Origin of the sequence: Campylobacter sp. CNRCH_2013_0671h, assembly GCF_025773055.1 — a bacterium.
Taxonomy (GTDB): Bacteria; Campylobacterota; Campylobacteria; order Campylobacterales; family Campylobacteraceae; genus Campylobacter_D; species Campylobacter_D lari_D.
The window spans coordinates 72,115-92,676 of sequence record NZ_JAKMTG010000002.1 but is presented as its reverse complement, the minus strand read 5'-3'; the positions used below and the strand labels follow the sequence as shown (position 1 = coordinate 92,676).

Annotated in this window: 20 protein-coding genes, 1 pseudogene and 1 riboswitch; of the genes and pseudogenes, 8 read left to right on the top strand and 13 right to left on the bottom strand. The window is 31.0% G+C overall.

From position 1 onward, the window contains the following. From L8X97_RS02080 to L8X97_RS02040, 9 genes are all read right to left on the bottom strand, one after another. A complete protein-coding gene (locus L8X97_RS02080; protein WP_087699327.1) occupies nucleotides 1-168 on the bottom strand; it encodes a hypothetical protein in 168 nt (55 codons plus the stop codon). 2 nt (nucleotides 169-170) lie between these two features. Beyond that, the gene (locus tag L8X97_RS02075) at nucleotides 171-506 is read right to left on the bottom strand and encodes a chaperone NapD (RefSeq protein WP_263662509.1); all 336 of its coding nucleotides are present in this window, start codon (nucleotides 504-506) and stop codon (nucleotides 171-173) included. After that, nucleotides 493-1,419, bottom strand: coding sequence for a WD40 repeat domain-containing protein (locus L8X97_RS02070; RefSeq protein ID WP_263661823.1), 927 nt, complete (start codon nucleotides 1,417-1,419; stop codon nucleotides 493-495). The genes L8X97_RS02075 and L8X97_RS02070 overlap by 14 nt, the downstream gene beginning before the upstream one ends. 4 nt (nucleotides 1,420-1,423) lie before the next feature. Next, on the bottom strand, nucleotides 1,424-1,942 hold the full coding sequence (locus L8X97_RS02065) for a nitrate reductase cytochrome c-type subunit (RefSeq protein ID WP_133318733.1): 519 nt from the start codon (nucleotides 1,940-1,942) through the stop codon (nucleotides 1,424-1,426). Beyond that, nucleotides 1,932-2,723, bottom strand: a complete 792-nt coding sequence (napH, locus tag L8X97_RS02060) for a quinol dehydrogenase ferredoxin subunit NapH (RefSeq protein WP_263662508.1) — start codon at nucleotides 2,721-2,723, stop codon at nucleotides 1,932-1,934. Before napH ends, L8X97_RS02065 begins: the two co-directional genes overlap by 11 nt. Continuing rightward, a complete protein-coding gene (gene napG, locus L8X97_RS02055) occupies nucleotides 2,720-3,469 on the bottom strand; it encodes a ferredoxin-type protein NapG (protein ID WP_133318731.1) in 750 nt (249 codons plus the stop codon). Before napG ends, napH begins: the two co-directional genes overlap by 4 nt. A 2-nt stretch (nucleotides 3,470-3,471) precedes the next feature. Continuing rightward, on the bottom strand, nucleotides 3,472-6,246 hold the full coding sequence (gene napA / locus L8X97_RS02050) for a periplasmic nitrate reductase subunit alpha (protein WP_263662507.1): 2,775 nt from the start codon (nucleotides 6,244-6,246) through the stop codon (nucleotides 3,472-3,474). 168 nt (nucleotides 6,247-6,414) lie between these two features. Further along, complete coding sequence (gene flgG, locus L8X97_RS02045; RefSeq protein WP_133318729.1) at nucleotides 6,415-7,209, bottom strand: flagellar basal-body rod protein FlgG; 795 nt, start codon at nucleotides 7,207-7,209, stop codon at nucleotides 6,415-6,417. A 17-nt stretch (nucleotides 7,210-7,226) separates the two neighbouring features. Further along, nucleotides 7,227-8,039 (bottom strand): flagellar hook-basal body protein, encoded by an 813-nt coding sequence (locus L8X97_RS02040; RefSeq protein WP_133318728.1) that lies wholly within the window; start codon nucleotides 8,037-8,039, stop codon nucleotides 7,227-7,229. 134 nt (nucleotides 8,040-8,173) lie between these two features. On the opposite strand from L8X97_RS02040, the gene rpoD reads away from it, so the two are divergent. Then, complete coding sequence (gene rpoD, locus L8X97_RS02035) at nucleotides 8,174-10,051, top strand: RNA polymerase sigma factor RpoD (protein WP_263662506.1); 1,878 nt, start codon at nucleotides 8,174-8,176, stop codon at nucleotides 10,049-10,051. A gap of 21 nt (nucleotides 10,052-10,072) precedes the next feature. On the opposite strand, the gene L8X97_RS02030 is transcribed toward rpoD, so the two are convergent. Beyond that, nucleotides 10,073-12,163 (bottom strand): RNA degradosome polyphosphate kinase, encoded by a 2,091-nt coding sequence (locus tag L8X97_RS02030; RefSeq protein WP_263662505.1) that lies wholly within the window; start codon nucleotides 12,161-12,163, stop codon nucleotides 10,073-10,075. A 227-nt stretch (nucleotides 12,164-12,390) separates the two neighbouring features. On the opposite strand from L8X97_RS02030, the gene nrfH reads away from it, so the two are divergent. Both nrfH and L8X97_RS02020 read left to right on the top strand, forming a co-directional pair. Next, entirely contained in the window at nucleotides 12,391-12,885 is a 495-nt protein-coding gene (gene nrfH, locus L8X97_RS02025) for a cytochrome c nitrite reductase small subunit (RefSeq protein WP_039618639.1), read from the top strand. Between the two features lie 16 nt (nucleotides 12,886-12,901). After that, the gene (locus L8X97_RS02020; protein WP_263662504.1) at nucleotides 12,902-14,719 is read left to right on the top strand and encodes an ammonia-forming cytochrome c nitrite reductase subunit c552; all 1,818 of its coding nucleotides are present in this window, start codon (nucleotides 12,902-12,904) and stop codon (nucleotides 14,717-14,719) included. A gap of 27 nt (nucleotides 14,720-14,746) precedes the next feature. On the opposite strand, the gene thiC is transcribed toward L8X97_RS02020, so the two are convergent. From thiC to rpe, 3 genes are all read right to left on the bottom strand, one after another. Further along, a complete protein-coding gene (gene thiC, locus L8X97_RS02015; protein ID WP_263660121.1) occupies nucleotides 14,747-16,045 on the bottom strand; it encodes a phosphomethylpyrimidine synthase ThiC in 1,299 nt (432 codons plus the stop codon). Between the two features lie 43 nt (nucleotides 16,046-16,088). After that, a riboswitch (TPP riboswitch) is annotated at nucleotides 16,089-16,193 on the bottom strand. A gap of 32 nt (nucleotides 16,194-16,225) precedes the next feature. Next, entirely contained in the window at nucleotides 16,226-16,990 is a 765-nt protein-coding gene (locus tag L8X97_RS02010) for a 3'-5' exonuclease (RefSeq protein ID WP_263662503.1), read from the bottom strand. After that, the gene (rpe, locus tag L8X97_RS02005; protein WP_220566854.1) at nucleotides 16,987-17,634 is read right to left on the bottom strand and encodes a ribulose-phosphate 3-epimerase; all 648 of its coding nucleotides are present in this window, start codon (nucleotides 17,632-17,634) and stop codon (nucleotides 16,987-16,989) included. The genes L8X97_RS02010 and rpe overlap by 4 nt, the downstream gene beginning before the upstream one ends. 142 nt (nucleotides 17,635-17,776) lie before the next feature. Between rpe and rpmB the strand changes: the two genes are divergently transcribed. The 5 genes and pseudogenes from rpmB to L8X97_RS08370 all read left to right on the top strand — a co-directional run bounded on the left by rpmB (nucleotide 17,777) and on the right by L8X97_RS08370 (nucleotide 20,555). After that, complete coding sequence (gene rpmB / locus L8X97_RS02000; protein ID WP_012661734.1) at nucleotides 17,777-17,971, top strand: 50S ribosomal protein L28; 195 nt, start codon at nucleotides 17,777-17,779, stop codon at nucleotides 17,969-17,971. Between the two features lie 25 nt (nucleotides 17,972-17,996). Further along, a complete protein-coding gene (locus L8X97_RS01995; RefSeq protein ID WP_220566855.1) occupies nucleotides 17,997-19,124 on the top strand; it encodes a potassium channel family protein in 1,128 nt (375 codons plus the stop codon). A 52-nt stretch (nucleotides 19,125-19,176) separates the two neighbouring features. Then, on the top strand, nucleotides 19,177-19,392 hold the full coding sequence (locus L8X97_RS01990; RefSeq protein ID WP_133318720.1) for a YdcH family protein: 216 nt from the start codon (nucleotides 19,177-19,179) through the stop codon (nucleotides 19,390-19,392). A gap of 431 nt (nucleotides 19,393-19,823) precedes the next feature. Further along, nucleotides 19,824-20,108: pseudogene (locus L8X97_RS08375) on the top strand (methyl-accepting chemotaxis protein); the annotation flags it as partial. Further along, nucleotides 20,094-20,555, top strand: a complete 462-nt coding sequence (locus L8X97_RS08370; RefSeq protein WP_412175450.1) for a CZB domain-containing protein — start codon at nucleotides 20,094-20,096, stop codon at nucleotides 20,553-20,555. The pseudogene L8X97_RS08375 and the gene L8X97_RS08370, both read left to right, overlap by 15 nt. Nucleotides 20,556-20,562 lie beyond the last annotated feature (7 nt).

Genomic DNA, 20,562 nt, shown 5'->3' with positions numbered 1-20,562 from the left:
TTATTTTTGATTTAATATATTTTCAAGATATCTTTGTTTATCAGAATCGGTATTTTTTTGCACTACTTGTTTTTTTTCTTTTACAACTTCATTCTCTTTGGAAAAATAAAAGTGATCAATGATAAAAATAGAAGAAATAATCACAATTAAAGGAATTAAAAAAATCATAATCAATACTTTCTAAAAACATTACCATAGTATTCTAAATTATCTTTTTTTAAATTTTCATCAAAAGTATTTGCCTCAAAATTTGCTTTTAAAATTTTTTCTCTTTTTTCATCCAAATCCTGATACGAAAATACCATATTAATACTTATCACCCCATCAAGCTGTTCTAATTGTTTATATGCTTTTAACTCATCATCTAAATTTTCACTTTCTATTACCACTATAATTTTTTCTTCTTGAGCCAATTCCACACTACAACATGGTGTTTGTTGAATTTGCTCTTTAAGTTTTTCTAATTTTTCCTCTTTAGTTAAAATCAATACACTAGAAAGATTCATCTATACTCCAAAATATAATTTTATCTTCATAACCAGCACTAATAAATTCATGCTCGTTTAAAAATATAAGATATTCTAGCAAAAAATCTTTATTTTGGAATTTTTTTATTGTTTTTAAATTTTTAGTATCTATAAGCTCTATAATATTTTTTTCATTATCTCCAAAAACCGCTATAGAACCACTTTTATTTAGACTACAAGCATATATTAAAAAGTCTCTTTCTATGCTTTTTTCTTGATCATTTCGCACTATGCCTAATTTTCTATCAGTGCTACAACTTGTAATAATTGCATTTTTAAAATCAAGTTGATAAATATTATCTTTATGAAGATTTTTATAACTTTTTATTTTTTGCCACTTTTTCACATCAAAAAGTATTATTTCACCACTTTCAAAACCTGCTACTAATTGAGTTTTTGCCTCATTTAAAACCACATCACTTAAACTTGAGTTAGAGAAAGTAAAATTTTTTATAATATTTTTTGTTTTTAGATCAAAAAGCTCTATATTAGAACCTAGCAAGGCTAATAAAATAGTATCATCATCTAAAAACAAAGCTTTTTTTACTCCATCACTTAAAAGCTTATAGTTGTAAAGTTGTTTATTTTTATAAATACTAAGCCTTTTACTACCAAAATCACCTTCACTTAAAATCAAAATAGCCCCATTTAAGTAATCAATACTATAAATTCTAGGGCTAAGATTTTCTTCGTAAAAATTTTTAATCTTATCAAGTTGAGTGATTTTTTGCATTTTTTTGTCTTTAATAAAGTACTGATTTAATTCTCCATTATCAAGTCCTATAAGCAAACTACTATCAACAAGTTTTAAGGCATTTAAATTTGAATCAAGTTTAAGCTCATAACTAAATACATATACACTCATTAGTAAGATTAAAAATATTTTTTTCATAGTTTTATTTTACGCCTTCATTTAAAACATCTAAAAGATTAGATTTTTTCTTTAGTTCCTCATTTTTAAATTTAGCTTCAAAACTATTTCCTACTAAAGGTTTTGCATCGCTTTGTGGTACATGGCATTGTGTACAATTAAACCTTGCATCACTTATCATATCTTTAGTAGATTTGTTTTTTCTTAAGTCAAAATAATGGCTACTTGGAAGCGGAGTGGCTCCAACATCTTTAGCTATGGCTTTATCATGACAGCTTAAACAAATATTATTATCTTTAGTAATTGGAAGCATATCCTCTAAAGTATGTGGAATTAATGGCGGAGCATTTTCAAATGATCTCTCAATTAAAACAGACTCTCCAGCCATTGCTTGAGAATACTTTGCATCCAATAACTCTACATTTTCACTTTCTAAACTTGTTTTTCTTAAACCTATATCTTTTGAATCAACACTTTTAACAGCAAGTCCGCAAGCACTTATTAAAACAGCTGCTGCTAAGGATAAAAAGATTTTATTTTTCATTTTCTCTCCTTAAATTTATTATACTAAAACCTAAAGCATCATCACCGCAAACATCAATACATTTTCCACATCTTATACACTCACCTGATTTTACATCTTGATTTTCTTTACCTATCATCCAAAGCACTTGCTTTTCAGGACATACTCCAAGGCATTTATAACACTTAGTGCATTTTTGCAAGTTATATCTTACTTTTAGTAATGAAAAATGCGAACTTAAAGCCCAAAAAGCTCCTAAAGGACAAAAATGCGAGCAAGTAAATCTTGGACTAAAAAATATATCTATACAAAAAACAATCAAAGCTACAAAAAGCCCAGAAATACCACCGAAAATAATTCCTCTTTGGATTATTCCTATATAAGAAAATTCCTCAAAAACAGGAAAGGAAAAAAGAAAAGAAAAAATCAAAACAAAAGCCAAAACATAATAACGCAAATTTTTATTTACATTAAAAATCCTTGCTTGATTAAAACCTAATTTACTTCTAATAAAATAAGCAAAATCAGTAATGATATTTACAGGACAAACCCAAGCACAAAACGCTCTTCCAGCAAAAATAGCATAAAATAAAAATACTATCAAAGCACCACTTAAAGCCATTAAATCTACTTGCAAACTTGCTAACACAAGTTGAATAAATGCAAAAGGATCACTTAAGGGCACCGAAGAAAATAAAACTGAAGAGCTTAAATTTCCTTTTAATATAAAATTAAATACACCAAAAGAAAAAAAAGTTAAGATAGACAATTGCACTATTCTTCTTAAAATAAGATATTTCATAACAATTCTCCATCATTAAGATAATCTTTAGCCTTGTTTTTATTGAAATTTTTATCTGTGTTTACATCTTGCAAGCGTTTTTCATCTTTTTCATCCCAACCTTTGATGTAATTATCCCCAGCTTTTCCTAAGACAAATTCTCTAGGTAAAACTCTAATAGCAGCTTTTTGCGTTATACAGGCTTTCTCACAAATCCCACATCCCACGCATACTTCATGATCTACTACAGGTAATAAAAATGCGTGCTTTGCAGTTCTTTCATTGCGTTTTATTTCAAGCTTTAATGCTTTATCTATCAATGGACAGGCTCTATAACAAGCATCACATTGAATTCCCCAATAAGCAACACAACTTGCACTATCAATTATAGCTATACCCATTTTTGTTTTATAAATTCCATCATTTTGCTCTAAATATTTATGATCTAGCGCATTTGTAGGGCAATCTCTTATACAAGGTATATCCTCGCACAATCTACAAGGATTTTCTCTTGCTATAAAAAAAGGTGTGCCATTTTTAGCACTATTTTCTAAATTTGCTAGTTTTAAAACATCATAAGGACAAGCTTTTACACAAAGTCCACATCGTATACATTTTGATAAAAATTCTTTTTCATCATCTGCCCCAGGAGGTCTTAAAAAATACTCCTGATTTGAGCTAAATGCTAAACTTGCTAAAAATGCACTTCCGCTTCCTATACATAAAAGCTTAAAAGTAAAGGCTAAAAATTCTCTTCTATTTTTCATTTTTATGCTTTAGTAATTTTTACGGCACATTTTTTGAAATCTGTTTGATTAGACAATGGACAAGTTGCATCTAATGTAACTTTATTAATATACACATTCTCATCAAACCAAGGCACATACACAAGCCCTTTAGATGGTTTATTTCTACCACGAAAATCTACTCTAGCTTTTACTTTACCACGGCGTGATTGTACCCATACGATATCACCTTGATTAATTTTCATTGCCCTAGCATCATCTTCATTCATATAACAAAGTGCTTCAGGCACTGCACGGAAAAGCTCAGGAACTCTCATAGTCATAGTTCCACTATGCCAATGCTCTAAAACCCTACCAGTACATAACCAAAATGGATACTCTTCACTCGGTCTTTCAGGAGCTTTCATAAATGGTCTAAAGAAAATTTTCACTTTGTTTTTCAAGCTATATTTTTCTTTAGTCTGCGGAGCCAGCAAATCTCCTTTTGGCAGTTCTTTAGCGAATTCACCATAAAATGCAAAATCTGAATTTGGAGCTGCTTTTTTAGCATAATAATCAAATTTAGTATTAAATCTCCATTGTGTTTCTTTACCGTTTACCACAGGCCATCTTAAACCTCTTACTTTATGATAAGTATCAAAATCAGCTAAATCATGCCCATGACCTAAACCAAATTTACGGTATTCTTCCCATAGATATTTTTGAACGAAAAAGCCATAACCCTCAAATTCTTTACCATCACTACCTATAATTTTTCTTTCATCGCCATTAACATCACTATTATCAAATCCTTTTGCAATAGAATCGTTTGCTTTGAAAGATTTTGCTTCTTTGTTTGCAAATAATACATCATATAAAGTATCATCTTCACTATAACCCATAGCTTTAGCTTCTTCTAAAACACTTGGCAGAGTAAGTTTATCATTTACCTTAGTTTCACCCCAAACTTCTTTTAATTTAAAGCGTTTTGCAAATTCCATAATTTGCCAAGTATCACTCATAGCCTCACCTACAGGCAGCACTTGCTGTTTCCAGTGTTGAGTTCTTCTTTCAGCATTACCATAAGCACCCCATTTTTCATAAATCATAGCACTTGGTAAAATTAAATCTGCCACCTTAGCACTAATTCCTGGGTAGCAATCACTCACAACGATAAAATTATCCATTTCTCTAGCTGCTGCTATCCAGTGATTTGCATTAGCAGTGTTTTGCCAAGGATTATTTACTTGCACCCAAGCAAATTTGATATTTCCATCTTCTAAATCTCTCATGATTTTTAAGTATGGAGCACCTGGTTTAGGATTGATTGTTTTTGCCGGAACTTTCCAAATTTTTTCGCTAATTTCTCTGTGTTTAGGATTTGCAACGACCATATCAGCAGGTAAACGATGTGAAAAAGTCCCTACTTCTCTTGCAGTTCCACAAGCACTTGGTTGCCCTGTCAATGAAAACGCACCACTTCCTGGCTTAGCTTGTTTGCCAAGTAAAAAATGCACCATATAAGCTTGCTCATTTACCCAAGTACCTCTTGTGTGTTGATTAAAGCCCATAGTCCAAAAACTTACAACTTTTCTATTTTTTTCTATATATAAATTTGCTAATTCTTGAAGTTTTTTCTTAAATTCTTCAATGCTTTCATCTTCATTACCTTTAGCAACTTTAGCAACATAATCAAGCGTATAAGGCTCTAATGCTTTTTTGAAATCTTCAAATGAAATTTCCCAATGCGCATCAGGAGCACTTTGGTGTTTCATTTCAAATTTATCACCTGCTTTTACTCCTAAATAAGCCAAAGATACCGCTTCTTCTTCATCTACAATAATAGCATTTTGTTTTGCTACTGTATCTTTCTCACTTGCTTTAAATTTAGGATGGTTTGGATTATTTCTCATTCCATAACCAATATCAGCATAGCCTGTTGTAAAGATACAATGTTTTTCAATAAATTCTTTATCCATAGCTTCAGGATGATTATAAATAATCTCTCTAGCGATATAATTCCAAATAGCTAAATCAGTATTTGGCTTGAAGATGATTTCAGTATCTGCTATATGAGAAGTTCTATTAGAAAAAGTAGATAAATTTACAATTTTGACTTTATCTAAATTACTTAATTTTCTATCACTTACCCTTGACCATAAAATCGGATGCATTTCTGCCATATTTGCACCCCAAGTAATAATGGTATCAGTAAGCTCTATATCATCATAACAGCCAGAAGGCTCATCAACTCCAAAAGTTTGCATAAAACCAACAACCGCACTAGCCATACAATGGCGTGCATTTGGGTCTATATTGTTTGATCTAAAACCAGCTTTTACTAATTTTGCAGCAGCATATCCTTCTTGTATAGTATATTGACCGCTTGCAAAAATTCCAATTCCTTCAACACCTTTTTCTTTGTAAGCTTTTTTAAATTGTTTTTCCATTTCATCAAAGGCTCTTTGCCAAGAAACTTGTTGAAATTTTCCATTTTTATCAAACTCACCTTTTGCATTTACGCGAAGTAAAGGTGTTACTAAGCGATCTTCTCCATACATAATTTTTGCATTAAAATAACCTTTAATACAATTTAATCCACGATTTACAGGAGCTGCTGGATCTCCTTTTACAGCAACAATTTTACCATCTAAACTTGCAACTAAAATTCCACAGCCTGTACCACAAAATCTACAAACAGCCTTATCCCAACGCCATTTATTCTCAGTATTAGCAAGTACACTACTTGGAACACTAAGACCTGCAACACCACAAGCACTAGCAATAGCGGTGTTTTTAATGAAGTCTCTTCTGTTCATTATATCCCTCGTTATTGTTTATTCAATGTATTTTAATACATCTAAAAAATATTACTACATTAATGATAAAATTTAAATTATAAAAAAGAATATTTTATAAGTATTTATAAATAGGAGTTTTTTAGTATATTTTTAAATATTTTTACATATTATAAACGCTAGTTAATTCTAGCGTTTTAATTGATTTACAATTCCAAGCATATCATCACTTGTAGTGATTGCTTTTGAGCCTGCTTCGTAAGCTCTTTGTCCTGTAATAAGATCAGTCATTTCCTCTACAAGTTGAACATTACTAAGCTCCACAAAGCCGTGTTTGATGACAGAAAAACCGTTCTCGCCCGCTATACCTGCAATAGGCGCCCCACTTGCATCAGTTTCTACTAAAAGGTTATCCCCTAAAGCATGTAAACCTGCAGGATTGATAAAATTTACAAGTTCAATTTGTCCTATTTGAGTTTCAGCTGTATTTCCTGGCTGCATTACTGAAACTGTTCCATCGCTTGCAACATTTATAGCAATAGCATCTTCAGGTATAGTCATTTCCGGTAAAAGTCTATAACCATCTGAATTTACTATGTTTCCTTCAGCATCTTTAGTAAATTGACCATTTCTAGTATAAGCTATAGTTCCATCAGGCATTTGAATTTGGAAAAAGCCATTATTACCAGCAATTGCCATATCAAGACCTGAAGTTGATGTTTGTTTTAAACTACCTTCACTAAAAATTTTACTTACAGCTGTTACTCTTGCTCCAAGCCCTACTTCAATGCCGCTTGGATGTTTTGTGGTGCTTGAGGTTGAAGTTCCTGCATATTTCATCGTTTGATACATCAAATCTGCAAATTCTGCACGCGATTTTTTATAACCTACTGTATTAACATTTGAAATATTATTTGAAGTCACATCAATTTGTGTTTGTTGCGATACCATCCCTGATGCTGCTGTGTATAATGATCTTAACATTTTATCTATCCTTAGTTTTATTTAGTACTTGCTAATTTATTAATAGCTTCTTGATTTAAATCATCCATATGAGATGTCATAACTTTTTGATACATCTCAACCATTCTATTTGCCTCAATTAACCCTACCATTTCTGTAACTGGATTAACATTTGATCCTTGAGTAAAACCTTGCTTAATGGCATTTGAATTTGGTAAATCTCTAATCTTGTTTAAATTATCAATTTTATACATATTATCGCCATCTTTTTGTAAATCTCTTAAATCATCAACTTGTGCTACAAATAATCTTGCAATATTTTGATTAGCTGCACTGATAATTCCATTTTTATCCACATTAATAAAAGAAGTAGAATCTCCTATGCGGATGCCATCATTTTCGGGATTATTAAAATAATCACTGCTTAAAACTCTGTATCCTTGACGATTTACCAAATAACCCTCATCATCAAGTTGGAAATTTCCATCTTGACTTAATCTTATTTCGCCATTATTTGTTTTAATCAAGTAAAAAGTATCTTCGCGAGTAAGAGCTAAATCCAAAGGATTATGCGTCATTTTCATAGAACCTACACTAAAATTTGTATAGACATGATTAACCTGCGGAACTCTATCTATAGTTGTATTAACAAATCTTGCAGCATCTCTTGTGTGATTTTGTATAGGTAACTCATCTTGAGTTTCTTTAAAAATCCTTTTAAAATCTGCAATAACAACATTATCTCTTTTATAGCCACTTGTATTTACATTTGCTAGATTGTTAGTTACAACATCTAAGCGATTAAATTGCGTAACCATAGCACCGGTGGCTTGATAATACCCATTTTGCATTATTTTTCCTAACTAAAATCTTAATTTTTCACTAACAAAGCAAAAGTCGTTCCAAAATATTTTTATTTGTTTTTAATTAATTTTTAGGCATAATATTTAGTTTTACACTCATTACTTAAATACAAGGGGTATCCATGGCTAATGAAACTAATGTTTTAGAAGAACTTTTCAAAGAAAATTCTAAAGATTATATCACATATGAAAAACTTGTCAAGTATTTTGCAAAGCTTCCAAACGCAACAAGTGCAAAAAAAATCCGTGATCTAATGGATAAATATAAAGTAGAATTAATCTCTTCAGCTGAAATTGCCAAAAAAAGAAATTTAGAAGAAGCAAAAAAGCTACAAGAGGAAAAACAAAAATTACAAGATACAAGTTTGGAAAATGAATTTGATTTAGCCAATGAAAATGATTTACTTGAGTGGAGCAGGTCAGACTCTCCTGTAAGAATGTATTTAAGAGAAATGGGACAAATTGCTCTTTTAAACAAAGATGAAGAAATTGAAATTTCTAAAAAGATTGAGCTAGGTGAAGACATTATCATCGATGCTTTTTGTTCTGTGCCTTATTTGATTGATTTTATACTTGATTATAAAGAACCTTTAATTAATAGAGAAAGAAGAGTGAAAGAGCTTTTTAAAAGCTTTGAGGATGATGATAAAAGCGATGATGATAAAAACGATGAAGAAATAGATTCTGAAGAAGAAAACGAAAATGAGGAAAATGAAAATTCTAATGAAAAAAAACCTAAAAAAACAAATAAAAAAGAAGATGAAAGAACTTTAAAAGTCATAGAAAGCTTTAAAGCATTAGAAAAAGCAAAAAAAGAATGGTTAAAAACTATATCTACTATTAATGCAGAAAAAAATGATGATGAACTATTAGATAAACTCATAATTGCTTTTAAGAAAAATATACTAAAAGAAAAACTAATGGATCTAGGTCCAACATCAAAACTTATTTCTGAAATAGTAAAATCTATGGAAACGGCATTAAAAAGTGATGAGGAATTTGATAAAGAATTAAAACGCTTAGAGTATCGCTTACCGATGTTTTCAGAAGAATTAAAACAAAGACACCAAGATATTTTAAAAGATATTACCAAACTTAGCAAAGAAGAAATAGCCGAGCGTGCTTTAGAAACTACCATGGTAAGCACTTATATGGAGATTAAAAAACTTATTCAAACTAAAGAGGCCAGCCAAAATTCTTTTGATTTAGAAAAAGATCAATTAAAAGAAATTCTAGAGCAAATCAAACGCGGTAAAAAAATATCTGATGAGGCTAAAACTAGAATGGCAAAATCAAATTTACGCTTAGTTGTAAGCATTGCCAAAAGATATACTAACCGCGGATTACCATTTTTAGATTTAATCCAAGAAGGCAACATAGGCTTAATGAAAGCGGTAGATAAATTTGAATACAAACGCGGTTATAAGTTTTCAACCTATGCAACTTGGTGGATTAGACAAGCTATTTCAAGAGCAATTGCTGATCAAGCAAGAACTATAAGAATTCCTATTCATATGATAGAAACTATCAATCAAATCAATAAAATCATTCGCGAGTATTTACAAAAAGAAGGTAAAGAACCGGATGTAAGTATTATTGCAAAAGAAGTAGGACTTAGTATAGATAAAGTAAAACAAGTTATTAAAATTACTAAAGAACCAATTTCCCTAGAAGCACCTATTAGCAACGAGGATGATGGTAAATTTGGAGATTTTGTAGAAGATAGAACCTCAATTTCACCTATGGATCACATCTTAAAAGATGATTTAAAAGAACAAATTGATGAAGTTTTAGATCAGCTTAATGATAGAGAAAAGGCTGTTATTAGAATGCGTTTTGGCTTAATGGATGATGAAAGTGATAGAACTTTAGAAGAAATCGGTAAAGAATTAAATGTCACAAGAGAAAGAGTAAGACAAATAGAAAGCTCAGCTATAAAAAAACTTAAACACCCAAAAGTTGGTAGAAAACTTAAAAACTACATAGAAGGTTGGAAATAATCCTTGCCAAAAAAGCAAGGATTAGCTATCCCTAAAAAGCTTCGTTGCTAAGTGCGTCGCCCTGCTGTGATCAGTATCTTTTTTCAAGGTATTAAAAATTCTACTAATATACTCTTCTAAAGTTTGTTGAGAATTGTTGATTTTTTCTGTCTCATAAACAACCTTACGATATCTTCCCTCGCTATCTAACTCATAAGCCAAATCATTATCGCTTAATTGTAATTTTAAAATTTGAGCTAACTTTGCACGAGAATGCTCATCAAAAATAGGAGTCATTAATTCTAGTCTTCTTTCTAAATTCCTTGGCATCCAATCAGCGCTTGAAATAAAATAATTTGGTGTTGTATGTTTAAAATATAAAATTCTAGCATGTTCTAAATATTTTCCCACTATACTTCTAACTCTTATATTTTCACTATATCCTTTTACTCCAGGTCTTAAACAACAAATTCCACGCACAATAAGATCTATTTTAACACCTTTATTTGAAGCTTCATATAAAGCTTTAATCACATCACCATCTACCAAAGCATTCATTTTGGCTATGATTACTCCATCTTTTCCATAGCTTGCTTCAGTAGCTATCATATCTAAAATTCTTTCTTTGATTTGCTTTGGACTCATTGATAAAGTCTTTAAACGACGACTTTTACTATATCCTGAAAGTATGTGAAAAAAAGTTGTAGTATCTTGAGAATATTCTTCTTTTGAAGTAAAATAACTCACATCAGTATAAATTTTAGCTGAACTTGCATTGTAATTACCCGTACTTAAATGATTATAAATTTTTAATTTATCCCCTTCTTTTCTAATCACTTGAGCTACTTTTGCATGCACCTTAAAACCAGTGATTCCATATACCACATGAGCCCCTGCATTTTCTAATGATTTTGCCCAATGCAAGTTATTTTCCTCATCAAAACGCGCTTTTAATTCTACCATTACAGTAACTTGTTTGCCATCGCTTGCTGCATCAATTAAAGCTTGAACTATGTTTGAATTTTTTTCTACTCTATAAAGAGTCATTCTTATAGAAACAACCTTAGGATCTTTACTTGCCTCTTTGATAAATTGATATACAGGCTCAAAACTCTCATAAGGCTGTATAGCCAAAATATCTTGTTTATCTATTGCACTAAATATAGATACATTATCCCCAAAAGGTGGTAAAATTTTTGGTGTATACATAGGATTTAGCAAATGTGTAAATTCTTTGTTGGAAATGATTTGCCATAATGAAGCTAAATTTAAAAGTATATTATACTCATAAATATCTTTATGAAAAATATTCATATGAGAACTTAAAAATTCAATCAACTGCTCATCTGCGCCTTTTTCTATTTGCAAGCGTATAAAAGCACCTTTTCTACGAAGTTTTAAACCCTGCTCTAAAATCAACATAAAATCATCAGCTTCTTCTTCTTCTATTTCCATATCTGCATTTCTAGTTACTCTAAAAGCAGCAGAAGATAAGAGCTTGTAGCCAGGAAAAATATGCTCAGTATGATAGCGTACTATACTTTCTATAGGCACATAAATATTAGAACTTACTTGATAAAATCTTGGTAAAACCCTAGGTATGCGTATCATGCCAAATTTTAAAAGTTCAGGGTGCATAGGATCACAAAGTTTTACCGCTAAAGAAAATGAAAGGTTATTTAAATGCGGAAAAGGATGAGTTGCATCAACTGCAATAGGCACTATCACAGGAAAAATATTAGAAAAAAAATGCTCATTACATTGCTGTTTTAAATCCTCATCAAGTTCTTCGTATGAGCGAATAAATAAATTTTCTTTTTCTAAATCTTGGGTAATTTTAGTAAAATACTGTTCTACTACATATTTTTCTTCATGTAGATAATTTCTAATAGCTTTAAGTTGCGCAAGAGGAGTCATTTCATCATTGCTTGTTGTGCTTATTCCTGCCACAAAAAGTTGTTTTAATCCAGCCACTCTTATCATATAAAACTCATCTAAATTTGTACAGTATATAGCAATAAATTTAAGTTTTTCAAGCAAAGGAAGATCTTTAGAGCATTGATCTAAAACACGAGAATTAAACGCAAGCCAAGAAAGTTCTCTGTTAATATACATTGATGGTTGAATTTGCATGATATACCTACCTTTATTTCTAGATATTTATATTTTAGTATTTCTTTCATTAAAATTTATTTTATTTGTATAATAGTAAATATAATTATATAAAAAAATAATACTTTTTTTATCTTATTAAAAAAATAATAAATGATTAATAAATATATATTTACTTTTTTGCCTTTATGGTGTTATATAATTATACACAAGTTCTTGTAACTTAAACTTCATTCAAAGGAGAGACTTTGAAAAAAGCAAACTCAAAACTTTTTGCTGTTTTCCTCTTCTTACTTGTAATTTTAGCAGGAGTTGGAATGTATACTTTCCATAATGCTAAGGGCACTTCTTATTTTAGCGATGCTAGTGAAAGCTGTAATAATTGCCATATTATGAACGAGGTTTATAATGATTATTTAAAAGCTTCGCACTCTAAAGAAGTTGATGGTAAACCAAGAGCAACCTGTAATGATTGCCATTTGCCACATAGCTTTTTTGAAAAATGGATTGCTAAAGCTCAAAGTGGCTTAGGACATGCTTATGCATTTACTTTCAAACTAGATTCTTTACCTACACATTTGAGTGCAAATGCAAAAAGTAAAGAAATAGTCCAAAATAACTGTATAGAATGTCACAAAGAAATTGCGAGTAACACTATCAACCCTACCCTAGATCCACATAAAGATAATGCTTTAAGTTGTGTATCTTGCCACCAAGGTGTTGGTCACAAGAGAGGATTTTAAATGAAAGGAGTATTTAATGAATAACAGAGGCATTTTATATAGTGCTATAAGTGCTACTATAGTAGCTATTGCAGGTGTATTATGGCTTAATCAGGACATTACAGCTAAAACAAATGATTCAGTAGGCGGGATCATTTCACAAGAAATTGTAAAACTTGGTGATGAAAATCCTACTTTTGATTACTGGGGAAAGAACTTTCCTGATTATTTAGACATGCACACAGCAGTAGAAAAACAAACACCTAATGCAACAGAATTTGGTGGAAATTTAGCTTATTCAAAGCTTATTCGCTATCCACAACTAACTGTTCTTTGGGCAGGTTATCCATTTAGCATTGATGCAAATGAAGAAAGAGGACACTTTTGGGTTCAAGTAGATCAAATGGATACAGCTAGAAATAATAAAGATTTCTTAAATGCACATGGTTTTACAGGATTTGGCGGTCAACCAACAGCTTGTATGAACTGCCATAGCGGATGGACTCCATGGCTTTTAAACAACACTGCAAAAGGCGATTGGGTAGCATTTAACTCTGCAAAATATTGGACTATGGTTAAAACTATCCCAGCTGTAAATGGAGCTAAAGAAAACTCACCTGAACACAGCGGACCTCATGGTGGAAAAAGAATGGGTGTAACATGCGCAGATTGCCACAACCCAACAGATATGAGTTTAAGACTTACAAGACCAGCTTTAATTAAAGCATTAATTTCAAGAGGTTATGAAGCAGACGAAAAACAAGGCATTAAAGCTTCAAGAAGCGAAATGAGAACTTTAGTATGCTCTCAATGTCATGTTGAATACTACTTCAAACCAACAGGCACTAAAGTGAAAACTATAGGCGAAAGTATTGCTAATGATAGTTCTAAAAAATGGTGGAATGGCACTCAAAAAACTTACGATGAGTTTGATTCTTGGAGAGATGGTAACAAGCCAGTTGAAATCGAAGTTGATGGTATAGAGCTAGCATTTCCATGGAGTGAGTGGAAAAAAGGAGAGCCATTTAGAATAGAAATGATTGATGATTATTATGAAAAAAATAGAGAAAATTTTCCAAGTGATTGGGTTCATAAAATCACAAAAGCGCCAATGATTAAAATTCAACACCCAGAAAGCGAACTTTATAGTGGTGGAGTGCATGCTGCAAATGGTGTAAGTTGTGCAGATTGTCATATGCCTTATATTAGAAAAGGTGCAAAAAAAGTTACTAACCACAATATTACTTCACCTTTAGTTGATATTAACTCAGCTTGTAAAACTTGTCACACTCAAAGCGAAAGCTATCTAGCTAAACAAGTAAAAGATATTCAAAATTCAGTAGCCCATGATTTAAGAACAGCTGAATATTCTTTAGTAAGCTTGATTAAAGATATAGAAACTATTCGTGCAGAACTTGGAAAAATGCCTAAATTTCAAACTGATGGCAAAGCAGATGATGCTAAAATTTCGGCTGAATTAAAAGAAGTATTAGAACTACATAGAAAATCTCAAATTAGAGCGGACTTTGTAGGTGCTGAAAACTCAACAGGTTTCCACAATCCTAGAGAAGCTTCAAGAATGCTTTTACAATCAGTTGATATGTCAAGACAAGGACAAACTAAGCTAGCAGAAATTGCAGCCAAAAATGGCATTAAAGATTTCAAAACTTCAAATTTAGGTTTTGAAGATATTCAAAAATTAAATCCAGGTGAAATTCACTATAAAGTAGATCTAAATGGCAATAAAGCAGGTGATCGCTACTATAAACACCAAGAAGTAAATGGTAATCCACCAGCAAAACTTCTTGAAGATGATAAAAATCTAAAACCTTATAATTATAAAGTAATAGATTAATCAAAATAAACCCTCGCAATTGAGGGTTTATTCTTTTATCAAACTTACATCCTCACCTTTTAAAATTTTATTCATAGTGTTCATAGCACACATTTTTCCACACATTGAACAAGAATTAAGCTCTTCAGGCTTTCTTTCATTAAACATTTTCTTAGCCTTTTCTCCATCAATTGCTAATTTAAACATTTTTTCCCAATCAATATCTTGTCTTGCTTTACTCATTTCATCATCTATTTTTCTTTCTTTGGGAAGCTTGGCTATATCTCCTGCATGAGCTGCTATTTTAGTTGCTACTATACCATCTCTTACATCTTCTAAATTTGGAAGTCTTAAATGTTCAGCAGGAGTTACATAACAAAGTATATCAGCGCCAGCTGCTGCTGCAACTGCTCCACCAATTGCTCCACTTATATGATCATATCCTGCACCTATATCAGTAACTAATGGTCCTAAAACATAAAATGGAGCTCCATTGCAAATTCTTTTTTCAAGTTGCATATTAGCTTCTATTTCGTTAATAGCCATATGACCAGGTCCTTCTATCATCACTTGCACATCTTGAGCCCATGCTCTTTTGGTTAGCAATGAAAGTTCTATAAGTTCAGCAATTTGAGCTCCATCACTTGCATCATGAGTACAACCAGGTCTTAGTGCATCACCCAAAGAAAGTGTCACATCAAATTCCTTACATATAGCAAGCAAATCATCATAATATTCATAGAATGGATTTTCAGCATCATTCATTTGCATCCAAGCATAAAGAACTGAACCTCCTCTTGAAACTATATTAGTAATCCTATCACACTCTTTAAAAACCCTAGCAGCACGAGAATTTATCCCTGCGTGAATTGTCATGAAATCCACTCCACTTTTAGCATGATGATATACTACATCTAAAAAATCTTTTGCTTTAATATCTTTTAAATCTTTTTCCAAAAAACCTACCGCATCATAAACAGGCACAGTTCCTATCATAGCTTTTGAAGTAGCAATTAGCTCATCTCTAAAACGACTGGTTTTACCATAATTACTAAGATCCATAATAGCTTCTATATTAAATTTGTGAGCCAATTCTACCTTTTTCATCTCTTCACTATAATCTACACAATCATTTGAAACGCCTAAATTTACATTTACTTTCGTTTTAAGTCCATAGCCAATACCATTTGGATCTAATGCTTTATGGTTGATATTTGCAGGAATGATGATTTTTCCACATGCTATATTTTCAAGTAAAAAACCTTCACTTACTTGTTCTTTTTGTGCAACAATTTGCATTTGCTTTGTGAAAATTCCTTCTTTTGCATAAGACATTTGAGTTTTCATTTGAATTTATCCTTGAAATAATTTTGGATAAATGAAGGGTATGTGAGTAGTTGATAAATTATCCCAACGCTAGTATTACCTAGTTCTGGTGCGGTCTAAGCTTTTAGCTTACTCTCAGCCTGTATCACAAGCTCCCGTCATTTATGCAAAAGAAGTATAGCAATAAATACAAAACAAAGTTTATTTTTTTGTTTGATTTTTAGCTTGCTTGCTAAAATGTAACAATTCTTCAGTAGTTTTAATGTAAAAAGGAATTTTTTTAAGACAGTATTTCAAAATTTCACTTGCGGCCAAAGCATCGCTTAAAGCTCTATGATGCTTACTTTCAATACACAAAAACTCTTTTAGAGCATCAAGGCCGTATTTGGGACTTTCAATGCATTTTTTAGCTAAATCAATAGTACATAATCTTCTATTTAAAAGTACTCCAAAATCATTTTCATACATAGCTTTAGATATAAAATGATAATCAAAACGCACATTGTGTGCTACAAAAATGCTATCTTTTAAAAATAACTTAAAATCATTTAACACAGCTTTCAAAGAAGGAGCATTTTCTACCATATCTAAACTAATCCCAGTTAATTCTGTAATATTTTCAGGTATGCTTTCTACTTTTACAAAACTTTCAAACCTATCAATTTCTTTATAATTTTGAATTTTTACAGCACCTATTTCTAAAATTTGACCACTTTTTATCCCGCCGGTACTTTCAATATCTACAACACAAAATATCTCATCTTTTATTTTTTTATTTTTACTTTTTAAACACAAACAATTTTGTGCATTAAGCTCTACCCCTAGTCCTAAAAGCTCAAAAATATATAAATCAAAATCATAGTGGTTTAATTCTTCTATTTTTGCAAGTTCTTTTAAAACCCAAGGAAAAGGTTTGTTTTCTTTGCTTAGCTTGATGATTAAATCATCGATTTGTTGTTGGCTCAAAATTCAAGCTTTAAAGAATTAATTGCTGTTTTTTTATCTTGCGAAGAAAAAATATAACTACCCGCGACTAAAATATCAGCTCCTGCTTCATCCAAATCAGGTGCATTTAAGCCATTTACCCCACCATCAACCTCTATAAAAACTTTAAGATTTTTCCTATCTATCATTTCTCTCAACTGGCGAATTTTATTATACACCAAAGGTAAAAAACTTTGCCCGCCAAAGCCTGGATTAACACTCATTAAAAGCACCATATCTACAAATTCTAAAATATGTTCTATGCTTGAAACTGGAGTATGTGGATTTAATACAATAGCAGGATGAATGCCGTTTTTTCTTATATACTCACACACCCTAATAGGATGGTTTTCAGCTTCTAAATGAAAACTAATAAATTTTGGTTTTATAGGTATAAATAAATCTACAAAACTACTAACATTATGCACCATTAAATGCACATCTAAAGGTACTGAAGTAATTTTTGAAATATTTTCAATCACACAAGGACCAAAAGTAAGATTTGGCACAAAATGTCCATCCATCACATCAATGTGCAACAAATCAGCTCCCGCTTGAGATACTTCTTTAATCTCATTTTCTAAGTTTAAAAAATTTGCAGACAATAAACTTGGCGCTACATACATTATATATCTCCAATAAAATAAAAAATAATTTTATCATACTTATTATCAAATTTTCTTTATGTATTTTTAATAATATTTGATTTTTTTAAGCTTGCTTTAGATATAATGCTAAAAATTATTTTTATTTCATAAGGAAAAATTTATGTCAAGAATTTGCCAAATTACAGGAAAAGGACCTATGGTAGGTAACAATGTTAGCCATGCTAACAACAAAACTAAAAGACGCTTTTTGCCAAATTTAAGAACAGTTCGTATTACTTTAGAAGATGGAACTACTAGAAAAGTTAGAGTTGCTGCTTCAACTTTAAGAACACTTAAAAAACAGAGTAGCAAATAATCCTTAATATAAACGAGGAATTATTATGTCTTTTTTGAAAAAGCTACAAAAATTCCTCAATTGGTCCCCTTCTCCAAAACCTTCAATCAACCTCAATGACGAGCTTTACGAGCAACTTAGATTTTTAAGAATTCCTCTTATTGCTGTCGTAATAATGACACTAATTGGAGCTTTTGGTTATATGCTTACAAGTAATTATAATCTCAATGATGCTATTTACCAAGCTGGTATGACATTTACCACTTTAGGCTACACTGAAGTCAATCCCATACCAACAGCGGGTAGAATTTTTACCGTTATATATGTATTATTAACTTTTACAATATTTACTTTTTGCATGGGTTTAGTGATAGAAATAGTAAAAAAAGGAATCTTGTCTAAAATAATCAAGGAGAGAAGAATGCTTCATAAAGTTGCAAGATTAAAAAATCATTTTGTAATATGCTATCACAATGATTTTACCATAGAACTAGCACAGCAATTCAAAGAAAATCACATTCCTTTTGTTGTTGTTGATGAAATAGAAAATTTTAGCGAGATAGCTGAAAAATACAATTATCCTTATTATATAGAAAGTGCTCCACATACAAATATAGCCTTTTTAAAGACCAATCTTTCTAGCGCAAAAGGTGTAATTACTCTTAGCAATAACATAGCAGATAATATAGCCATCATTGCTTCAGTGAGATTGTTTGAAAAAGAATTACAAAGAATCAATCCTTATTTTATACTAGCTAGCTCAAGCAATGAAGACGAAACTGAAAAACTAAAAAAACTTGGAGCAAATTCCATAGTTTCTGCTACAAAATTGGTCGCACAAAGACTTAGTGCTATGTCAGCAAGACCTGATATGGAAAATTTATTAGAAAATTATCTTTACAAAAAAAATAGCCCTATTGATTTAGAAGAGGTTAAAATTCCTGACGAGTCATGGGTGAGATTTAAAAGACTAAAAGAAATCCATTTAAGAGATATGGCAAATGTTAGCATAGTAGGAATTTTGGAAAATAAAAAATTTACCCCTATGCCAAGAGGAGACACTTTAATAGGCACTGGTGCAAAATTGTTAATCGTTGGTACAGCAGATAGTATAAAAATAGCTAAAAAGATTATTAAAAATAAACAAAAACCTGACGAGTTAAAATACATTTAACTTATTTAAGCTATAATCAATAACAATAAAATTTCAAAAAAAGGAGGCTTACATGCTACATGAATTTAGGGATTTAATCACCGAGTTAAAAGGCAAGGATATGCATTTTGATAAGTTGTTTGAAGAGCACAACAAACTTGATCACAAAATCAAAGATGCAGAAGAAGGTAGAATTCATCTAGATAGCTTAGAAATAGCAAATCTAAAGAAAGAAAAGTTAAAATTAAAGGATGAATTAAATACTTATTTATCAAATTATAAAAAATAATTTCTACCGATTTTTTTAACTTTTAAGGATTAAATATGTTTGGGAAAAAAAGTCAATTATCACAAGACTTTGAAAATTTACAAAATAAAATCAAAGAACTAGAAGAAGAAAACAAAAGACTTCTTTCAGAAAAACAAGAATTAATTAAAAATTATGAAAAACAACTTCAAGGAAATTGCGGAAAAACTGAACTTGAAACAAATCTTTTGGAAATGCTATTAAATGGTGTTTTAAAAGGTATTGCAAATGTTCAAAGTGATATGCAGGAAAATGTTAATAAAGCGGAAATGATTTCTCAATATTCCGATTCCTCTTTAAAAGATATGCAAGAGTTAAATTCAATAACTCACTCTATCATATCTTCACTTCAAAGCATTATAGAATCAGCTAATCGCTCAAGAGATACAGCGGGAAATTTACACCGCAGCGTTGATGAGATCACTAATGTTATTAACTTAATCAAAGATGTATCCGATCAAACCAATCTTTTAGCACTAAATGCCGCAATCGAAGCTGCTAGAGCAGGAGAACACGGCAGAGGCTTTGCTGTTGTTGCTGATGAAGTAAGAAAACTTGCTGAAAAAACACAAAAAGCAACTTCTGAAGTAGAATTAAATATTAACCTATTAAAACAAAATGCTGATGAGATGTATGGACAAAGTGAACAAGTAGAAAAAGTATCATTAGAATCTAATGAGCATATAGTAAAATTCTCTAGTAATTTTGCTCAATTAATTTCTAATGCAAATTCAACTAGTTCTCACGCTAAAAGCATTACCTCTGAAATATTCATATCACTAGCAAAACTAGATCATATTGCATTTAAATTAAATGGATATAATGAAATTATTCATGCTTCAGGAAAAACTTTATCTGATCATTTAAGTTGCAGACTTGCAAAATGGATTGCTGGTATTGGCAAGGAAAGATTTTCTGGTGGAAGAGCTTTTGGTAAGTTAAATTTACCACATCAAAAAGTACATGAAAATATGAACCAAGCCGTTGCTTTAGCACATAATGAAGATACAAGTGATAAACTAGTACAAAATCAAATTTTAGATAAATGCTCTAATGCTGAAAAGGCTTCTGAAGATTTATTTGGAATCTTTAAAGAAATGCTTGATGAAAAAGATCTAAATATTGAAAATAAAGAGGAAAAATAAAAAGAGG